The 19,391-nt window shown below is 70.9% G+C and carries 18 protein-coding genes; 3 read left to right on the forward strand and 15 right to left on the reverse strand.

Annotated features, from left to right (window positions below; genetic code table 11):
* Positions 1-3: 3 nt before the first annotated feature.
* The 12 genes from aroQ to MICNX66_RS08525 form a co-directional block, all read right to left on the reverse strand.
* Entirely contained in the window at positions 4-444 is a 441-nt protein-coding gene (gene aroQ / locus MICNX66_RS08470; RefSeq protein ID WP_187661506.1) for a type II 3-dehydroquinate dehydratase, read from the reverse strand.
* Entirely contained in the window at positions 441-965 is a 525-nt protein-coding gene (locus tag MICNX66_RS08475) for a GNAT family N-acetyltransferase (protein WP_187661507.1), read from the reverse strand. The genes aroQ and MICNX66_RS08475 overlap by 4 nt, the downstream gene beginning before the upstream one ends.
* The gene (gene aroB / locus MICNX66_RS08480; RefSeq protein ID WP_101845666.1) at positions 962-2,050 is read right to left on the reverse strand and encodes a 3-dehydroquinate synthase; all 1,089 of its coding nucleotides are present in this window, start codon (positions 2,048-2,050) and stop codon (positions 962-964) included. The genes MICNX66_RS08475 and aroB overlap by 4 nt, the downstream gene beginning before the upstream one ends.
* On the reverse strand, positions 2,047-2,565 hold the full coding sequence (locus MICNX66_RS08485) for a shikimate kinase (RefSeq protein ID WP_187661508.1): 519 nt from the start codon (positions 2,563-2,565) through the stop codon (positions 2,047-2,049). The genes aroB and MICNX66_RS08485 overlap by 4 nt, the downstream gene beginning before the upstream one ends.
* Positions 2,549-3,778, reverse strand: coding sequence for a chorismate synthase (gene aroC, locus MICNX66_RS08490; RefSeq protein WP_187661509.1), 1,230 nt, complete (start codon positions 3,776-3,778; stop codon positions 2,549-2,551). Before aroC ends, MICNX66_RS08485 begins: the two co-directional genes overlap by 17 nt.
* A gap of 58 nt (positions 3,779-3,836) precedes the next feature.
* Positions 3,837-4,661, reverse strand: a complete 825-nt coding sequence (locus MICNX66_RS08495; protein ID WP_232089022.1) for a shikimate dehydrogenase — start codon at positions 4,659-4,661, stop codon at positions 3,837-3,839.
* A gap of 5 nt (positions 4,662-4,666) precedes the next feature.
* Positions 4,667-6,232, reverse strand: coding sequence for an endolytic transglycosylase MltG (gene mltG / locus MICNX66_RS08500; protein ID WP_187661511.1), 1,566 nt, complete (start codon positions 6,230-6,232; stop codon positions 4,667-4,669).
* Between the two features lie 2 nt (positions 6,233-6,234).
* Complete coding sequence (ruvX, locus tag MICNX66_RS08505; protein WP_187661512.1) at positions 6,235-6,708, reverse strand: Holliday junction resolvase RuvX; 474 nt, start codon at positions 6,706-6,708, stop codon at positions 6,235-6,237.
* On the reverse strand, positions 6,705-9,365 hold the full coding sequence (gene alaS, locus MICNX66_RS08510) for an alanine--tRNA ligase (RefSeq protein ID WP_187661513.1): 2,661 nt from the start codon (positions 9,363-9,365) through the stop codon (positions 6,705-6,707). Before alaS ends, ruvX begins: the two co-directional genes overlap by 4 nt.
* Positions 9,366-9,420: 55 nt before the next feature.
* Positions 9,421-9,609, reverse strand: coding sequence for a hypothetical protein (locus tag MICNX66_RS08515; protein WP_025103513.1), 189 nt, complete (start codon positions 9,607-9,609; stop codon positions 9,421-9,423).
* A 110-nt stretch (positions 9,610-9,719) separates the two neighbouring features.
* Entirely contained in the window at positions 9,720-10,349 is a 630-nt protein-coding gene (gene rpsD / locus MICNX66_RS08520; protein ID WP_187661514.1) for a 30S ribosomal protein S4, read from the reverse strand.
* 181 nt (positions 10,350-10,530) lie between these two features.
* Positions 10,531-11,889 carry a replication-associated recombination protein A gene (locus MICNX66_RS08525; protein WP_187661515.1) on the reverse strand — a complete coding sequence of 453 codons (1,359 nt, stop codon included), beginning with the start codon at positions 11,887-11,889 and terminating at the stop codon, positions 10,531-10,533.
* A 100-nt stretch (positions 11,890-11,989) separates the two neighbouring features.
* Between MICNX66_RS08525 and MICNX66_RS08530 the strand changes: the two genes are divergently transcribed.
* Positions 11,990-12,292, forward strand: a complete 303-nt coding sequence (locus MICNX66_RS08530) for a hypothetical protein (RefSeq protein ID WP_187661516.1) — start codon at positions 11,990-11,992, stop codon at positions 12,290-12,292.
* A gap of 15 nt (positions 12,293-12,307) precedes the next feature.
* Here the strand turns inward: MICNX66_RS08530 and MICNX66_RS08535 are convergent, their stop codons facing one another.
* Positions 12,308-13,057 (reverse strand): winged helix-turn-helix domain-containing protein, encoded by a 750-nt coding sequence (locus tag MICNX66_RS08535; protein WP_187661517.1) that lies wholly within the window; start codon positions 13,055-13,057, stop codon positions 12,308-12,310.
* The gene (locus tag MICNX66_RS08540) at positions 13,054-14,865 is read right to left on the reverse strand and encodes an NAD(P)/FAD-dependent oxidoreductase (protein ID WP_187661518.1); all 1,812 of its coding nucleotides are present in this window, start codon (positions 14,863-14,865) and stop codon (positions 13,054-13,056) included. Before MICNX66_RS08540 ends, MICNX66_RS08535 begins: the two co-directional genes overlap by 4 nt.
* 279 nt (positions 14,866-15,144) lie before the next feature.
* On the opposite strand from MICNX66_RS08540, the gene MICNX66_RS08545 reads away from it, so the two are divergent.
* Positions 15,145-16,497: a DUF349 domain-containing protein gene (locus MICNX66_RS08545; RefSeq protein ID WP_187661519.1), complete on the forward strand. Its 1,353-nt coding sequence runs from the start codon at positions 15,145-15,147 to the stop codon at positions 16,495-16,497.
* A gap of 59 nt (positions 16,498-16,556) precedes the next feature.
* Positions 16,557-17,105: a type IV toxin-antitoxin system AbiEi family antitoxin gene (locus MICNX66_RS08550; RefSeq protein WP_187661520.1), complete on the forward strand. Its 549-nt coding sequence runs from the start codon at positions 16,557-16,559 to the stop codon at positions 17,103-17,105.
* On the opposite strand, the gene MICNX66_RS08555 is transcribed toward MICNX66_RS08550, so the two are convergent.
* Positions 17,092-19,344 (reverse strand): RelA/SpoT family protein, encoded by a 2,253-nt coding sequence (locus MICNX66_RS08555; RefSeq protein WP_187661521.1) that lies wholly within the window; start codon positions 19,342-19,344, stop codon positions 17,092-17,094. The two genes, MICNX66_RS08550 and MICNX66_RS08555, sit on opposite strands and share 14 nt — an antisense overlap.
* Between the last annotated feature and the right edge of the window lie 47 nt (positions 19,345-19,391).

Below are 19,391 nucleotides of genomic sequence, written 5' to 3' on the forward strand. Positions count from 1 at the left end.
TGGTCAGAGGTGCGCGACGAGCTCCCGCACGGCCTCCGGGTAGCCGTCGACGCCGTGTCCGACGACACGGACCGCGGCGACGTCGTGCAGGTACGAGTGGTGACGGAACTCCTCGCGGGCGTACACGTCGGAGATGTGCACCTCGGCGAAGGGCAACGCGACGCCGGTGAGCGCGTCGCGCAGGGCCACCGACGTATGGGTGAGGCCGCCCGGGTTGATGACGATGCCCGCGCAGTCCGCCCGCGCGTCGTGGATCGCGTCGATGAGCACGCCCTCGTGGTTGCTCTGCAGCGCCCGTACCTCGAACCCGAACGCCGCGGCGGCCTGGGCGGTGATCCGCTCGACGTCGGCGAGGGTCGCCGTGCCGTACACCTCGGGTTCGCGAGTGCCGAGGAGGTTCAGGTTGGGGCCGTTGACGAGCAGCAGCCGACGCGGAGCGGTCATGCGGGCACGCTCCCCGTGTCGGCCAGTTCGCGGCGCATGACCCACTCCCGACCGAAACCCGAGGTCTCGATCTCGCCGGTAGGGACGAAGCCGGCTCGACGGTAGACGGCCTGCGCCCGGGAGTTGTCCACGTGCACCTCGAGCACGAGCGCACGCAGCCCACGATCACGTGCCCAGGCGGCCGCGGCGTCGAGGAGCGCATCGATGACGCCCGCACCGCGGTGCGCATCCGCCACGTAGACCCCCACGACCAGGCCGGCGTCATGCTGCTCGCGATGCGGGAGCAGCGTGATCGTCCCGGTCCAGGTGCCGTCGTCGGCGATCGCGACGAACTGCGCCGCGGCCGCGTCACCCGAGGCGTTCGCCGCGCGCTCCTGCCAGAAGCGGTCGGGCTGTGCGGCGGCGTGCTCGACGGTGTCGAGGAAGGCCATCGGCGCGGCGGGGTCGGCGAGGGCCTGCAGCCGCAGCGCCTTCACCTCCCGCCAGTCCTCCGGCGTGATGCGCCGGACGGCGATGCTCATGCGCCGATCTCCTGATACGCGGCGAAGAGCAGCGACTCGTCCGGCGCCTGGAGCACGGTGGGCTTGGCGATGTCGTCCAGCAGGATGAAGCGGAGCATGCCGCCGCGGCTCTTCTTGTCGCGCTGCATCGTGGCGAGCAGCTGCGGCCAGGCTCCGGCACGGTACGAGGTGGGCAGGCCCAGCGACTCGAGGATCGTGCGGTGGCGCTCCGCCGCGGCGTCCGAGAGGCGCCCCGCCAGCCGGGACAGCTCCGCGGCATACAGCATGCCGATCGAGATGGCCGCCCCGTGCCGCCAGCGATACCGCTCGGCATGCTCGATCGCGTGGCCGAGGGTGTGGCCGTAGTTCAGGATCTCGCGCTGTCCGGCCTCGCGGAAGTCATCCGAGACGACCTGCGCCTTCATGTCGATCGCGAGTTCGACGGACCGCCGGAACTCCTCCGTCGTGGTGTCGACCGCGCGGGCGGGATCGGCCTCGATGATGTCGAGGATCTCCGGTGCCCAGATGAAGCCGGCCTTGACGACCTCCGCGAACCCCGCGGTGGCCTCGTTCGGACTCAGGCTGCCCAGTTCGTCGAGGTCGCCGATCACCGCGCGCGGCGCCCAGAAGGCGCCCACGAGGTTCTTGCCCTCCGCGGTGTTGACGCCGGTCTTTCCGCCCACGGCGGCGTCCACGAGGCCGAGCACCGTGGTGGGCACCTGGACGATCTGGATTCCGCGCAGCCAGGTCGCCGCGACGAAGCCGGCGAGGTCGGTCACCGCTCCCCCGCCGTAGCCGACGACGGCGTCCGTGCGCGTGAAGTCCGCCTGACCCATGACCTGCCAGCAGAACGCGGCCACCTCGATGCGCTTGCCCTGCTCGGCATCCGGGATCTCGGCGAGCAGCACTTCCCGCGGGCCATCGGCGGTGTCGGCGAGGAGTCGGTCGCGGAGTTCGGCGGCGCGGGCCGCGAGAGTCGGCGGGTGCACGACGAGGATCTTGCGGACGCCCGGCGCGAGAGCCGCCGACACCTGGTCGAGGATCCCCCGTCCGATCGTGATGTCGTAGGCGTCGTTCCCGGTGACGCTGATGGTCGTCGTGCTCATCGCTGTTCTCTCCTCCATGCCACGATCTCGTCCGCGATGCGCTGCATCGGACGCCGTGAGGTGTCGAACGTGGTCGACGCCACCTCGTCATACCATCCTCGCCGTTCCGCGAAGATGCGCTTCCACTTCTCGACCGGGTCCTCGCCCGCCAGCAGCGGGCGCGTCCCGCCGCGCAGTCGATCGGCCACCGCGGCCTCGCTCACGGTGAGGAAGACCACGGGGTGCGCACGCAGCAGCGCGCGCGTCTCCGGGTCAGTGACCGCGCCGCCGCCGAGGGAGATCACGCCGCCCTCGGCGATAGCCTCACGGACCGCCGTGCGCTCGAGCTCCCGGAAGTGCGCCTCGCCGTGCGTGGCGAAGATCTCCGGGATCGGGCCGTGCGCGGCGACGATGCGCTTGTCGGTGTCGATGAAGGCGACCCCCAGACGCCGCGCGACCCGTCGCCCGACACTGGTCTTGCCTGCCGCCATCGGTCCGACGAGGACCAGCGTCAGCGGCTCAGCCTCGTTCGTCATGCGCGATGAGCGCCGCCTCGGACGCGGGGGCCGTGCGCAGCTCCGCGGGGATGCCGTCGAGGTATCCCTCCAGGTTGCGGCGCGTCTCACGGATGCTGTCGCCGCCGAACTTCTCCAACACGGCGCGGGCCAGCTCGATGGCGACCATGGCCTCCGCGACGACGCCCGCCGCGGGCACGGCGCAGACGTCGGAACGCTGGTGGTGCGCGGTCGCCTGGTCGCCGGTCGCGATGTCGATCGTGCGCAGCGCGTGCGGCACGGTCGCGATCGGCTTCATGCCCGCCCGCACGCGCAGGACGGTCCCCGTGGACATGCCACCCTCGGTGCCGCCGGCGCGGTCCGTACCGCGGGCGATGCCGTCGGCGGTGGCGAAGAGCTCGTCATGGGCGGCCGAACCCCGGCGACGTGTGGTCTCGAAGCCGTCGCCGACCTCCACGCCCTTGATCGCCTGGATGCTCATGAGCGCCTGGGCCAATCGGGCGTCCAGGCGACGGTCCCAATGCACGTGGGACCCGAGGCCCGGGGGCAGGCCATAGGCGAGGACCTCGACGATGCCGCCGAGCGTGTCGCCGTCCTTCTTGGCGTCGTCCACCTCCGCGACCATGAGTGCCGAGGTCGCGGGGTCGAAGCACCGCAGCGGGTCGGCGTCCAGCGCGTCGACGTCGTCCGGGGTCGGCAGCGCCGCGCCATCCGGCACGCGCACCGGGCCGATGGAGAGCGTGTGGCTGACGAGCCGGATGCCGAGCTCACCGAGGAAGGAGCGGGCGACGGCACCGAGCGCCACGCGGGCCGCGGTCTCCCGGGCGCTCGCGCGCTCGAGGATCGGACGGGCCTCGTCGAAGTCGTACTTCTGCATGCCCACGAGATCAGCGTGGCCCGGACGCGGCCGGGTCAGCGGCGCGCCACGACCGCGCGAGCGGTCGGTGAGCTCCACGGGCTCCGGGTTCATGACCTCGATCCACTTCGGCCACTCGGTGTTGCCGATGCGCAGGGCGATGGGGCTGCCCAGCGTCTTCCCGTGCCGGACACCGCCGGAGATGGTGAGCTCGTCCTGTTCGAACTTCATCCGGGAGCCGCGTCCATAGCCGAGCTTGCGGCGGGCGAGGTCGGCCTGGATGGCCTCGGACGACACCGGGACGCCGGAGGGCAGACCCTCCATGACGGCGATGAGTTCTGGGCCGTGCGATTCGCCGGCCGTGAGCACGCGGAGCATGTGCTCTAGTCTCCCATGCGTTTCCCCCCGCGCCGTGCCGCGTTTCGTCGGGCGGCGCTCAGAGGGTGGCGCGCATCGCGGCGAGGACCGCGTCCTCGTCCGGCAGCGGCGAAACCGGGTCGCCGTGCAGGAAGATCCGGATCTGCCGGACCGCCTGATGCAGCAGCATTCCGAGTCCGGAGACCGCCGGCGCTGCGCCCCATGCCGCCGCCAGGGTGGACGGCCAGGGCGCGTAGGCGGCGTCGAACAGCGTGCCGCCGGTCTCGGCCAGGCGGGCGGCACTCTCCGGCGGCAACGTTGTACCGGAGGGCAGCGTCGCCACCGTGAGGTCGACGGCGCCGTCCGCCTCGTCGAGCGATCGCGGGGTGACCACGACGCCGCGTCGCTCCCCGATCCGGACGAGCCCCGCGGCGCGTTCCGGCCGACGGGCGGCGACCTCGATCCGCGTCGCCCCGAGGTCGGCGAGGGCGACGAGGGCCGAGGCTGCCGTCGCTCCGGCGCCCAGGATCCGTGCCGTTCCGATCTCGCGGATCCCGGCATCACCGAGGGCATCGACGATCCCGCCGACGTCGGTGTTGAATCCCGCCGGGGTCTCCGAGAGCAGGAGCGTGTTGACCGCGCCGGTCAGCTCCGCGTGGGCATCCCGGCTGGCGGCGTATCGGTAGGCCTCTTCCTTGAGTGGCATCGTCAGGGACAGGCCGCGCCAGGTGTCGTCGAGCGCCTCGACCGCGTCCGCGAAGCCCTCCGCGCCGACCTGGCGGCGCCCGTACTCCCAGTCCAGCCCGAGCACCGCGTAGGCCGCAGCGTGCAGCTCCGGCGAACGGGAGTGCCCGATCGGGTCGCCCCAGACCGCCAGCCGTCTCCGGTTCACCGCGTCAGCCACACGCGTCACTCCGCGTAGCACCCGGAATCCGGGTTCTCCTTGCACCATGCGTGCAGCCTCTTCTCGGCTTCCTGCTGCTCGGCGTACGTCGCCGAGAACACCGTCTCCCCCGTATCGAGGTTGACCGTGACGAAGTAGAACCAAGGACCGTCGGCAGGGTGCATCGCCGCGTCGATCGCCGCATCGGTCGCGGTCGCGATCGGCCCCTTCGGCAGCCCCGGGTGGATGTACGTGTTCCACGGATTCGGGTCCGTGAGCGCCTTCTCAGACGAACCCGCGGCACCGGCGTGCAGCTCTCCGACACCGTACTGCGCCGTCGAGTCCATCTGCAGAAGCCCGTTCGTCTCGCTGTTTCCAGGAGCGAGACGGTTCTCGATCACGCGAGAGACCTTGGGGAAGTCGTCTGTGCGACCTTCGCGCTGGATGATCGAGGCAATGGTGAGGATGCGCTGCTCATCGCCGGACGGAACACCGGCCTTTGCCAGCGACTCGCGTGTCCGGTCGACCATCCGCTGGATGACCTGCGTTGCCGTGGTCTCCGGATCGAACGTGTAGACAGCCGGGAAGAGCCATCCCTCCAGGCTGTCCGCTTCGACTCCGTAGACCGACGGGTCCTTCACAGCCGCTTGGAGCTCCTCGAGTGGCATGCCCATCGTCTCGGCCACCTGCGGGAGGAAGTACTCGATGGTGGCGCCCTCGGGGACGGATGCCGAGTTCTCCAACTTGTTCTCCTCGTTGCGGAGAGCGGCGAGGGCGTCCTCGGCGGTCATCTTCTCCTGGAGACGGTAGACGCCGGGATAGAAGGTCACCGCGATGTTCTCGTCGATGAGGTAGTCGTAGAAGACGTCCTCGGTCTTGGTGACGCCCGCCTCGTAGAGCGCGGTCGACACGGGGCCGCCGGTATCGCCCTCCTTGATCGTGACGAGTACCTCACCGGTCGCCTGGCCGGGCTCCCAGTCCTTCGGCTCGCCCCACCCCATGGCGTCGGCGATGCGGTCGCCGAAGGTGTTCGCGACCCAGACGCCGCCGGCGGCGATGCCGCCGAGGATCACCAGGACGATGATCAGGGCGGTGAGGCAGCCCTTGCGGCGCTTCTTCTTGGTCGGAGCGCCGTGATCGCGGCCGTCGTCCTGAGCGGCGAAGATCTCGTCGAGTCCTCCGCCCAGCGCCGGTGCGGGGTCTTCGGTGCCGGTCGACCGGCGCGGGCCCGGGGCGGGGGCCTCGTCCGCGCTCGTCGCGGCGACGGGCATCGCGCGGGTCACGACCGGTTCGGCGTCTGCGGCATTCGCCTGCGGCCGGTGGTCGGTCACGGCCGCATTCGCGATGCTCGCCGCCGACGCCGAGACCGGGCGGGCCGGCACGTCGGCATCGGGCGCAGCCGTCGCGTCCCGGGCGGCCGGAGCCTCCTGCTCGCGGGCCGCGGCCTCCCTCGCCGCGCGGCGGGATCCGGGTGCCGGCGTGTCATCCGCGGCGGTCGGGACCTGCGGGGACGGAGCGGGGAGGTTCTCGAACAGATCCCCCAACCGGGTGCTCTGCTCGTGCTCGGGCGCACGGCTCTCGCGTTCGGACATGTTCAGGCGGGCTCCTCGTCAACGGGGACCGGGGCACCGGCCGGGTTTCCGGTGCTCTTCTCCGTGTCGATCGCCTGCTGCAGCAGCACCACGGCGGCGACCTGATCCACAATGCTACGAGAGTTCTTCTGTGATCGCCCAGAACTCCGCAACGCCGCATGCGCGGAGACGGTGCTCAGACGCTCGTCCACGAGGCGGACCGGCACGCCGCTGCGTCCCTGGAGTGCGGCCGCGAACTCCCGCGCATCGACCGTCGACGGCGTGTCCGCGCCCTGCATGTTCACCGGAAGTCCGACCACGATCTCCAGCGGCTCGTACTCCGCAGCCAGCTCCGCGATGCGCGTCAGCGAGTGCTCATCGCGGGGTACGGTCTCGACGGGGACGGCCAGCATACCGTCCGGATCGGACCGCGCCACGCCCACGCGGGCCCGGCCGACGTCGATGCCGAGCCGGACCCCGCGACGATAACCGCTCACGCGCCGCGCAGCCCCTGGGAGACGGCCTCAAGCGCGGCGGGCAGTGCCGCTGCGTCGGTACCGCCACCCTGGGCGACGTCGTCCCGACCGCCGCCGCCTCCGCCGAGCACACCGGCGGCGCGCTTCGCGAGCGCACCCGCCTTCGCACCGGCACCGCGCGCGGCCTCGTTCGTGGCGACGACGACGACGGGGCGACCGTTGACGACCGCACCGAGCGCGACGACCACGGGGTCGGAGCCCAGCCGGTCGCGCACGCCGTTGACGAGCTCGCGCACATCGTCCGCGGAGGCCACATCGCCCAGCGTCTGCGCCGCCACGCGGAAGTCCCCGACGCGCGTCGCGGCCTCGGCGATGGCGGGGATGCGCCCCGCCCGCTCCTTCGCCTCGAACTGCGCGATGCGCTTCTCCGCGGCCTTGAGGCTCGCGGCGAGATCGGCGATCCGCTCGGGGAGCTGCTCACGCGGGGTCTTCAGAGAGGCGGTGAGCTGCGAGACGAGAGCGCGCTCTGCCGCGAGCTCCCGGAACGCATCCGCGCCGACGAGAGCCTCGATCCGGCGGTTGGAGGCGCCGACCGACGACTCCCCCACCACGCTGACCAGACCGATCTCCGCACTGGTCGACACGTGCGTGCCGGCGCAGAGCTCGCGCGACCACGGGCCGCCGATGTCGACCATCCGCACGACGTCGCCGTACTTCTCGCCGAAGAGTGCCATGGCGCCCGCTTCCTTGGCCTCGTCGAGCGTCACGATGCGGGTGGTCACCTCGAGGGCGTCCTGCACGGCGCGGTTCGTGATCTCCTCGATCTCCGTGCGGGTGTCCGTCGACAGTGCCTGCGACCAGGCGAAGTCGAACCGCATGTAGCCGGCGCGGTTGAGCGAGCCCGACTGCGTGGCGGTCGGGCCGAGCGTGTCGCGGAGGGCGGCATGCACGAGGTGGGTGGCGGAATGCGCCTGGCGGGCGGCGCGGCGGTTGGCGGCGTCGACGATCGTCGTCGCGATGTCGTCGACCGCGACCGTGCCGCGGGAGACTTCGACCGTGTGGCTGATCAGCCCGGGGACCGGACGCTGGACGTCGAGCACCTCGAGCTCGTAGCCCGGGCCCACGATGGTGCCCTTGTCGGCGACCTGACCGCCGGACTCGGCGTACAGCGTCGTCTCGGCGAGCACGACCTCGGCGATCTGGCCCTCGGCGGCGCTGCGCACCGGCGCGCCGTCGACGAGCAGGCCGAGCACACGGGACTCCACCTCGAGGGCCGTGTAGCCGTCGAAGCCCGTCTCGCCCAGCGCGCGCAGGTCGCGGTACACCGAGACATCCGCGAGCTGGCGCTTGCGGTTGCGGGCGTCGTCCTTCGCGCGCTGACGCTGCTCCTGCATGAGGGAGTCGAACGCGGCACGGTCCACGTCCAGCCCGGCCTCTTCGGCGACCTCCAGGGTGAGGTCGATCGGGAAGCCGTAGGTGTCGTGCAGCAGGAACGCCTCGGAACCGCTGAGGGTCTTCCCGCCGCCCTTCTTCGTCTCGTCGAGCGCGAGGTCGAGGATGGTCGATCCCTGCGCCAGGGTGCGCCGGAAGGTCTCCTCCTCGGCGAAGGCCGCCGAGGAGAGCACGGACCAGTCCCGCTCCAGCTCCGGGTACGCCGACTTCATCGCGTCGCGGGAGGCGGCGAACAGCTCGGGGAACGCGGGGTCGTCGACACCGAGGAGCCGCATGGCGCGCACGGTCCGGCGCATGAGGCGCCGCAGGATGTAGCCGCGGCCCTCGTTCGACGGACGCACGCCATCGGAAAGGAGCATGAGCGAGGAGCGCACGTGATCCGCGATCACCCGGAAGCGGACGTCATCCTCGTGGACCGCACCATAGCGGCGGCCGGAGAGCTCGACGGCGCGGTCGAGCACCGGACGCACCTGGTCGGTCTCGTACATGTTCTCGACGCCCTGCTTGAGGAACGCGACGCGCTCCAGTCCCATGCCGGTGTCGATGTTCTTCATCGGCAGTTCGCCGACGATGTCGAACTCGGTCTTGCCGCGGATGTTCTCGATGAAGTCCTGCATGAACACGAGGTTCCAGATCTCGAGGAACCGCGAGTCGTCGACAGCGGGGCCGCCGTCCTTGCCGTAGGCCGGGCCGCGGTCGAAGAAGATCTCGGAGTCAGGGCCACCGGGACCGGGCTGCCCGGTGTTCCAGTAGTTGTCCGCGCGGCCGAGGCGCTGGATGCGCTCCGGCTTGAGTCCGATGATGTCGCGCCAGATCGCCTCGGCCTCGTCGTCGGTCTCGTACACGGTGACCCAGAGATCCTTCTCGTCGAAGCCGAGGCCGCCGTCGGCCTCCGAGCTCGTGAGCAGCTCCCAGGCGTAGCGGATCGCGCCTTCCTTGAAGTAGTCGCCGAACGACCAGTTGCCGAGCATCTGGAAGAACGTGCCGTGACGCGCGGTGCGCCCGACCTCCTCGATGTCGTTGGTCCGGATGCACTTCTGCAGGTCGGCGATGCGCGGATGCGGCGCCGGGACCACGCCCGTGAGGTACGGGATCATCGGGACCATGCCGGCGACCGTGAACAGCAGCGAGGGGTCGTCGCTGACCAGGGATGCCGAGGGGACGATGAGGTGGTCGTTCTTCTCGAAGTAGGAGAGGTAGCGCTGCGCGATTTCCGCAGTTTTCATAGGAGTGCCGGATGTCCTTGCGTGAGGGGGCGCGCCGAGGCGCAGATGCGGGGGGTCAGTTCTCGCCCGGCTCGGTCAACCGAGCCTCCTGCGCGCGATACGCGTCGCTGAGGATCGCGGCGAGGCCGTTGAGGCGGGCGTCGACGTCGGCCAGGATGTCGTGGCCCCGCGGGTCCTTGTTCATGAAGTGAGCCGCGACGAAGCCGCCGATCACGCCGATCAGGAACCACAGCACGTTCTTCATGTCGTCATCCTTGCCCTAGAGCCGCGAAGGCGCGGTCTCTCCATCGTAGGCGGAAACGACAGGAGGCGTCGGGAACCCCGACGCCTCCTGCCTGATGCTCTTCCGCTGGATCAGCGAGCCGCGTAGTACTCGACGACGAGCTGCACTTCACAGGTCACGGGGACCTCGGCGCGCTTCGGGCGACGGACCAGGCGGGCCTGGAGCTTGTCGAGCTCGACCTCGAGGTAACCCGGAACGGCGGGCAGGACCTCGGCGTGACCGCCGGCGGCTGCCACCTGGAAGGGCTCGAGGCCCTCGCTCTTGGGCTTGACGTGGATGAGCTGACCCGGCTTCACACGGAACGACGGGCGGTCGACGAGCTGGCCGTCGACGAGGATGTGACGGTGCACGACGAGCTGGCGAGCCTGCGCCGTGGTGCGGGCGAAGCCCGAACGGACCACGAGCGCGTCGAGACGCATCTCGAGGAGCTCGACGAGGTTCTCACCGGTCAGACCGTCCTGGCGACGGGCCTCGTTGAACGCGATACGCAGCTGCTTCTCGCGGATGCCGTACTGCTCGCGCAGACGCTGCTTCTCACGCAGACGGACGGCGTAGTCGCTGTCGGCCTTGCGCTTGGTGCGGCCGTGCTCGCCCGGAGCGTAGGGACGCTTCTCGAGGTAGCGGGCGGCCTTGGGGGTGAGTGCCACGCCGAGGGCGCGGCTGAGACGCACCTTGCGGCGGTCCTGGGACTTCGTGACCACGAAGTTATCCTTCCGATGACGTGGACGTGGATTTCACGTCCGACGGACGTATCACCGCGTTCTTCCTCGGGGCGCACGCCGGGGTGCCGTCGAGGTGGGGTGTGAACGAGGAGATGCCCGAAAACACGGTTTCGAGCCGCTCAAGTATAACAGACGACGGCAGACACCCGAGGCCCGCGGATCACCGGTCGCCGAGGATCCGGCGGATGCGCTCCAGCCGTGCACTGATGTCGCGCTCCGCGCCCAGGTTCTTCGGCTCGTAGTAGTGGCGTCCGTCGAGCTCGTCCGGCAGGTACTGCTGCGGCACGATCCCGAACTCGCTGTCGTGCGCGTAGCGATAGCCGCGGCCGTGGCCCAGGCGCTTGGCCCCCGGGTAGTGGGCGTCGCGGAGGTGCAGCGGCACGCGCCCGAACCCTCCGGCCCGGATGTCGGCGATGGCCGCGTCGATGCCGACATACGCCGCGTTCGACTTCGCGGTCGTGGCCAGGTACACGGTGGCCTCCGCGAGCGGGATGCGTCCCTCCGGCATCCCGATGAAGGCCACGGCGTCGGCGGCGGCCACGGCGATGCCGAGCGCCTGGGGGTCGGCGAGCCCGACGTCCTCGGACGCGGAGATGACGAGCCGCCGGGCGATGAACCGCGGGTCCTCCCCCGCCTCGATCATGCGGGCGAGGTAGTGCAGCGCGGCGTCCGGGTCGGAGCCTCGGATCGACTTGATGAAGGCGCTGATGACGTCATAGTGCTCGTCGCCCTGCCGGTCGTAGCGGAGCAGAGCCTTGTCGACGGCCTGCGCCACATCGTCGGCGGTGACCTCGGGGACGGTCGACTCCTGGTCCTCGCTGTCGTCGTCGGCCGTCGCCGCGTGCGAGAGCGCCACCGCGGCGGCGGCCTCCAGCCCCGTGAGGGCGCGACGGGCGTCCCCCGACGCGAGGCGGATGAGGGCCGACCGCGCCTCGTCGGTGAGCGCGACCGCGCCTCCGAGTCCGCGGGCGTCCGACACCGCCCGATCCACGAGCATGCCGATGTCGTCATCGGTGAGCGGCTGCAGGGTGAGCAGCAGCGACCGGGACAGCAGAGGCGAGATCACCGAGAACGAGGGGTTCTCCGTGGTGGCGGCGATGAGGATGACCCAGCCGTTCTCCACGCCGGGCAGCAGGGCGTCCTGCTGGGCCTTGGTGAAGCGGTGGATCTCGTCGAGGAAGAGGATCGTCGTCTGCCCGTAGAGGTCGCGCTGGGTGATCGCCTCCTGCATGACCTCCCGCACGTCCTTCACGCCGGCGGTGATGGCCGAGAGCTCGACGAACCGGCGGCCGGAGGACCGGGCGATGGCCTGGGCGAGCGTGGTCTTCCCGGTGCCGGGCGGGCCCCAGAGGATGATCGACACCGCACCGGGCGAGCTGGCCTCCGGATCGGCGAGGGCGACGATGGGCGACCCGGCCCGCAGCAGGTGGCGCTGTCCCGCGACCTCTTCCAGCGACACCGGACGCATGCGCACGGCGAGCGGTGTCTGCCCGGAGAGCAGGGCGGAGGGAGAGGACATTCCTCCAGGCTAACGGCGGCCGGGGACACGAGGCGAGGCCGGCGCCCCGGTAGGCTCTCAGGCGACGTCGTGGACCGGCGTCGGACGGGAGAAGCAGGGCATGGCCGCACGCGGTTCCAAGAAGGCGCAGACACGCACCGAGGCGGAGCGCGCTCGGCTGCACACCGCTCGCACCCGCTGGCACCAGGACCAGATCCGCCGACGTACCCGCGACAACGCCATCGCGATCACCGTCGGCGCCCTCATCGTCGTGGGCGCGATCGTCAGCCAGGTCGTGCATGCGCAGGTGACCGCTCCGGAACCGACGCCGTCGCCCTCGCCCACCTCCTCGATCGAACCGTCCCCGGCGCCGACCGATACCCCGACGGAGGCTCCGACCGCGCCCGCCACTCCCTCGGAGTGAACCGATCCGGCGGGATCAGTCGTCGAGCACCGCGAGTCGATAGCCGCGCTTGACCACGGTCTGCACGAGGTCGACGTCGCCGAGGGCCTCGCGGAGCCGCGCCACAGCGACCTCGACGGCTCGAGGACTCCGCCGCCCGCCCGGGAGCACCTGCCCGATCTCCGTCCGGCTGAGCACCCGCCCGTCGGCCACGAACAGCGCTTCCATGACGCTCACGGCTCCGCGGGAGAGCGGGACGAACACGCCGTCGATGAGAATGCCCCCGCTGCGTACCGCCACGTCGCCGACGTCCGTCCGCCGTTCGCGCCCCGCGCGGGCGAAGTGATCGATGACCGTGCGGGCGAGGTCTTCCGCCGTCGGCCCGCACGCTGTGGACGCGGCCAGTCCGAGCTCCGCCAGCTGAGCCGTCGCTGTGAGGTCGGCGGTCGCCAGGAGCAACCGCGAAGCCCGCGCGCGAGCACGCACCGCATCGAGCATGCCGAGGCGCTCGAAGATCGTCAGGAGGCCTGGCACGCCTTCGGCGGCGGGGAACAGCACAGCGTCGACCTGGCCGGTCGCGATGCGGTGCGCCGTTCGCTTCGTGCCGGCGGGGATCGCCTGATCGTCCCGCAGTGACACGATCCGCACGACCTCCGCCCCGCTGCCGGTGAGGGCGTGCAGGAGCGCGTCGGCGTCGACGGGCTCGGGCCGCACCGGCCGTGCCACCTCGGCGACCGCGATGCGGGAACCCACGAGTGCCGGGGCCACGCGGGTGGGCGCGCTCATCTCGCCCCCTCTGCGGACCGCACTCCCGCCGCCGTCCCTGTGCCGCTGCGGTCCAGGTCTCGACGCCGGCGGGTTCCCCCGTCCGCGGGTCCGACCAACGGCGTCATCGGGTGGCGCCCGCCGGCTTCCGGCTCCGAGGTCCGGATCACCGCGCCTGCGGCCCGGAGGCCCGCCAGCACTCGCGGGAGGTCGCCGCCCCGGATCCCCCCGACGGTGATCGTCCCCTCGCCGAGACCGATCGTGGCGTCGTGACGCTGGGCCAGGCGGCCGATCACGAGGAGGAGCGCAGCGTCGATCTCCCTCCCGACCTCGACCTCGACGTCGACGACGGAAGCGGCGGCCGAACCACGGAGGCGGACGCCCGGTCGGCGGTCGGGGGTGTCGGCAGGGGCGGGGTCACGCTGCAGCAGCGCAACCGCCAGACGGCGGAGGCAGGGTCCGCAGTCACGGCTCTCCCCCGCTGCGGCCAGGGCATCGGCGAACGTCCGGATCCCCCGGCGATCCAGCTCGACACTCAGCGCGTCCAGCGGGAGCGTCAGGAGACCGTGGCCGCATTCGTCCGCGCGGTCGTCGGACGCTGCCGAAGCCAGAAGCACGCGAACCTCCGCGCGCCGATCGGTGTCATCGCGCGAGAACCGCGCCAGCCATGCCTCACCCTGTTCGCCGATCGTCGTCGTTCCGTACACCTGACGCGCATCTGCGGAGAGCAGGATCTCTCCGAAACGGCGTCCGTCGAGGGCGGACAGCGGGACGGCGAAGGCCGACCCACGGACGTCGTCGATCCGCAGGACGGCGAGGTCGATGCCACCGGGCCGTCCGTACCAGCGCCGCGGTCCTCGGTCCGTGAGCGGAGCACCGCACAGGGCGGCGACCGCACGGTCCGCGGAGGAGCATGCGGCTTCGACGCCCCGCTCGAGCTGACCGACTCCCACCGCGACGTCCCCGATGGCGAGGATCCGCTCATCCTCTGTCTGTCCGGCGGCATCCACGATCACGCCTCCGCCCTGGCGCACCGGGAGACCGGCGTTGCGCGCGAGTTCGTCTCTGGCCCGTGCACCGGTCGTCACGACGAGGTCCGCCCGGGCGAAGGTCCCGTCCTGGAACTCGACCGCGGTGACGGCACCGGCCTCGTCGGGATCGACGCGCGTCAGCCGCGTCCGGGTCCGCACGGTGATCCCGCGTGCCTCCATGACCCGCCGCAGCGCCGCCGCAGCCGGCGCCGACAGCACGGAGGGAAGCAGCCGATCCGCGGTGGCGACGAGGGTCGTCTGCACTCCGGCCTCGTCCAGAGCGAGCGCAACGTCGACCCCGGACTCGTCTCCGCCGACCACCACCGCTCGGAGGGCACGTGGCAGCTCCGTCCTGCGGATGGCCAGGAACGCGCGCAGGGTCTGTGCGTCTTCCATCGCGCGGAAGGTGAAGGCCCCACGAGCGCGGATGCCTGGCACCTCGAGCGGGCGGGCGTGGGTCCCGGTCGCCAGGACGAGCGCGTCGTAGTCGTACCAGCGGCGCGAACGGGTCCGCACGCGGCGTCCCGCCCTGTCGATACGCAGCACCCGGTCGTCGTCGATCAACCGCACCCGATCGTCGCGGAACGGCGCCCGGTCGAGATCGATGCCCGATGCCGCGGCGCCCGCGACCACCCGCGCCAGCCCGGAGCGGTCATAAGGCAGCCGCCCCTCGTCTCCGAACACCGTGATCCGCACGTCCCGCTCCGGATCCTCCAGCATCCGCGCGACGAAGCGGTGCGCCGCAACGCCCGCCCCCACGACGACGATCTCCGCTGTGCGCGCTGCGTTGTCGTCCATGGAACTCCTGTCGACCTGGGGACTGTCGTGGTCGCGACGATAGGAGCGCCGTGTTACCCGGAGATGACGCGGAGTGTTTCCTGCGTCGAACGTTCTGCTCACGAAACGGTAACGTCCCACTTCGTCGAGACCCCGGGTCGCCGTCGAGACCCCGCCTCGTTCGCGCACGAAGCACGGGGTCTCGGCGGGAAGACGGGGTCTCGCGGATCGAAGAGGGCGTACTAGGCTGAGCCTCGTCCTTTCCGCCTCCCGCGGCGTGACCGCGCAAGGAGAATCACCGTGTCTGCCAACGAGCCCGCGAAGCCGACCCCGCCCGTTCCCACCCCGCCCGCCGTGCCGCTGCCGCGAAAGGCGCCGACACCGGCCGCCGTCGCGCCGGCCGCGGCGAAGCCGACCCCGGTCTCCTCCGCCGGCGAATGGGGCCGGGTCTCCGAAGACGGCACTGTCGAGGTGCGCGAGGGCGAGTCCTGGCGCGTCGTCGGTCAGTACCCGGACGGCACTCCCGACGAGGCCCTGGCCTACTTCGTCCGCAAGTACGACGACATCGCCTTCAAGGTCGTCGCCCTCGAGCAGCGTCACCAGGCCGGCGGCGCCTCGGCGAGCGACCTGTCCAAGCAGGCCGCCCACCTCATCGACGAAGCTACGGATGCCGCGGCCGTCGGCGACCTCGCCGGCCTCCGCGACCGCCTCACCGCACTGACCGCGTCGCTGTCCGAGGCCACCGCTCAGGAGGCGCAGCAGGCGAAGGAGCTCGTCGAGCAGGCCGTCGCCGAGCGCACCGCCCTCGTCGAGCGTGCCGAAGCCATCGCCGCCCGCGACCTGAGCAAGGTCCAGTGGAAGCAGGTGACCGCCGAGCTCAACGAGCTGTTCGAGTCCTGGCAGGCGCAGCAGCAGAACGGTCCGCGCCTGTCGAAGGGCGTCTCGCAGCAGCTCTGGAAGCGGTTCCGCGATGCCAGGGCCGTCGTCGACAAGCACCGCCGGGCGTTCTACTCCGAGCTCGACGATGCGCACAAGGCGGCGCGCGACGCGAAGTCCCGACTGGTCGAGCGCGCCGAGGCCCTGGCCCCGCGCGGGGTCGACGGCATCCCCGCCTACCGCTCCCTCCTGGACGAGTGGAAGACGGCCGGTCGCGCCGGACGCAAGGCCGACGACGCCCTGTGGGCACGGTTCAAGGCCGCCGGAGACGCGCTCTACGCCGCCCGTGCCGAGCAGGCCGCTGTGGAGGAGGCCGACTCGGCTCCGAAGATCGAGGCCCGGCAGGCGCTGCTCGAGCAGGCGAAGGCGGTCGCCGACGAGCCGAACATCAAGCGCGCCCGCGCCCTGCTCACGCGTATCCAGCGCGAGTGGGACGAGGTCGGACGCATCTTCCCGCGCGACAAGGAGCGCGCACTCGACGACAAGCTCCGCGTCATCGAGCAGGCACTCAAGGCGCGCGAGGACGTCGACTGGAAGAAGAACAACCCCGAGACCAAGGCGCGGGCGAACGACATGAGCTCGCAGCTCCACGAGGCCATCGAGAAGCTCGAGGCCGAACTGGCCGCCGCCGAGAAGGCCGGGGACAGCAAGGCCGCCAAGGAGGCAGCGGACGCCCTCGAGGCCCGTCGCGCCTGGCTCAACGCCCTCGGCGGCTGAGCTCTCCACAGGTTCACTGATCTCCGCATGAGCGGGGTGCATCACGCCACACTGGCGGTATGCACCCCGCTCTGCTGTATCTGCCCGGCGCGCGCCTGAGCGTGGGCGAGCTCAGTGCCGCCCGGCTCGACGGCCATGTCGTCGAGGTCGGTGACGCCTACATCCCGGCTGATCTGCCGGAGTCCCCCGATGTGCGGGCGCAGAGCATCGCCGCGCTCGTCCAGGAGGGCGCAGCGGCCTGCGGGCCCAGTGCCGCCTGGATCCACGGCGCCCGCGATGCCCCGCCGTCGATCCACCACGTGCGACGCTGCGTGGAGCGCCGGGTGCGCCCGCGGGTGCAGACCAGAGTGTCGTTCCACGACACCTTGGTCCCCGCGGCGGACCTGGCTCGCCTCGGCGGGATCTTCGTGACGTCGCCGGTGCGCACGATGGGCGACCTCGCCACGGCGCTGCACCGCGATCCCCGTGTGCTCCCGTGGATGCAGGCCCTCGCCCAGGTCGACCCGACCGCGCTCGACGGCGCCATCGCCGACCTCCGGGCCCGGCACCGAGTGCCCGGCAGCGTCAGTGGTGTCGCGGCGTTGGAGCGGCTCGTCAGGAGGACGTGACGCGGTACACGTCGTAGACGGCGTCGATCCGGCGCACCGCGTTCAGGACGCGGTCCAGGTGCACGGCGTCACCCATCTCGAACACGAACCGACTGAGTGCCAGGCGCTCATCCGTCGTCGACACGGTCGCCGACAGGATGTTCACGTGATGCTCGCTGAGCACCCGCGTGACGTCCGAGAGGAGGCCGGAGCGGTCCAGGGCCTCCACCTGGATCTGCACACGGAACACGCTCTTCTTCGTCGGCGCCCAGGAGACCTCGACGAAGCGGTCCTGCTCGCCGCTGAGAGCCTTCACGTTCACGCAGTCCGCCCGGTGCACGGAGACACCGCTCCCTCGGGTGACGAAGCCGACGATGGGATCACCGGGCACCGGAGTGCAGCACTTCGCGAGCTTGACGAGGATGTCGTTCGCACCGCGCACCAGCACGCCGGAGTCGCCGCCCCGCGACTCTCGCGTCTGGACGCTTCCCGGAAGGTCGATCGCCCCGGTGGTCGGCTCGTCGGTGGCGACGAGCGCGGTGACCTTCTCCAGCACCGACTGGGTCGAGACGTGGCCCTCGCCGACAGCGGCGTAGAGACCCGAGACGTCCTCGTAGTGCATCTGGTGAGCGACCTCGGTGAACGAGTCCTGGCTCATCAGACGCTGCAGCGGGAGGTTCTGCCGGCGCATCGCGCGGGCGATCGCCTCCTTGCCCTGCTCGATGGCCTCTTCGCGGCGCTCCTTGGTGAACCAGCCGCGGATCTTGTTCCTGGCACGGGTGCTCTTGACGAACCCGAGCCAGTCCTGGCTCGGCCCCGCGTCGGGGTTCTTGGAGGTGAAGACCTCGACGACGTCGCCGCTCTTCAGCTCCGACTCCAGCGGCACCAGGCGTCCGTTGACCTTGGCGCCCATGGTGCGGTGCCCGATCTCGGTGTGCACGGCATAGGCGAAGTCGACCGGGGTGGCGCCGGCCGGGAGACCGATCACGCGCCCCTTCGGCGTGAAGACGTAGACCTCCTTGGCGCCGATCTCGAACCGCAGGGAGTCGAGGAACTCCCCGGGGTCTGCCGTCTCGGCCTGCCAGTCGGAGATGTGCGCGAGCCACGCCATGTCGGTGTCGGAGGCGCGGACCTCGGCCTTGCCTCCGCCGTTCATCCGCTCCTTGTACATCCAGTGCGCGGCGACGCCGTACTCCGCCTGGTGGTGCATCTCGTGCGTGCGGATCTGGATCTCGACCGTGCGACCGGCCGGGCCGATCACGGTCGTGTGCAGCGATTGGTAGAGGTTGAACTTCGGGGTGGCGATGTAGTCCTTGAACCGGCCGGGCAGCGGCGTCCAGCGGGCGTGGATGGCCCCGAGCACGGCGTAGCAGTCGCGCACGGACGAGACGAGGACGCGGATCCCGATCAGATCGTAGATGTCGTCGAACTCGCGACCGCGGATGACCATCTTCTGATACACCGAGTACAGCTGCTTGGGCCGGCCGACGACCTTGCCGCGGATGCGCAGGTCGCGGAGGTCTTCGTCGATCTCCTCGATGACCTGGCTCAGGTACTTCTCGCGCTGCGGGGTGCGCTGGGCGATGAGGCTGTGGATCTCGTTGTAGATCTTCGGGTGGAGGACCGCGAAGGACAGGTCTTCGAGCTCCGACTTGATCGCCTGGATGCCGAGGCGATTGGCCAGCGGCGCGTAGATCTCCAGCGTCTCCTTGGCCTTCTTCGCCGCCTTCTCCGGCGGGACGAAGCCCCAGGTGCGGGCGTTGTGAAGCCGGTCGGCGAGCTTGATGAGCAGGACCCGGATGTCCTTCGACATCGCGACGATCATCTTGCGGACGGTCTCGGCCTGCGCGCTCTCGCCGTACTTGACCTTGTCGAGCTTGGTGACGCCGTCGACGAGCATCGCGACCTCGTCGCCGAACTCGGCGGTCAGATCGGTGAGCGCGTAACCGGTGTCCTCGACGGTGTCGTGCAGCAGGGCGGCGGCGATCGCGCGCGGTCCGAGACCGAGCTCCGCGAGGATCTGCGCGACGGCGAGCGGGTGCGTGATGTACGGCTCACCGCTCTGCCGCTTCTGACCCTCGTGCTTCTCCTTCGCCACGGCATAGGCGCGGGAGATGACAGCGAAGTCGCCCTTCGGGTGGTTGGCCCTGACGGTGCGGATCAGATTGTCGAGATCGTTGATCCGGGACGCGCGCGAGAAGATGCGGGGCACCAGCCGTCGCAGACTCGAACCCTGCGATGCCGTCTGCGGCTCCGCCATCCACTCACCTCCGAATCAGACAATCCTACGCGCGCTGAGCGGGGGTC

The organism is Microbacterium sp. Nx66, from assembly GCF_904066215.1.
Taxonomy (GTDB): Bacteria; Actinomycetota; Actinomycetes; order Actinomycetales; family Microbacteriaceae; genus Microbacterium; species Microbacterium meiriae.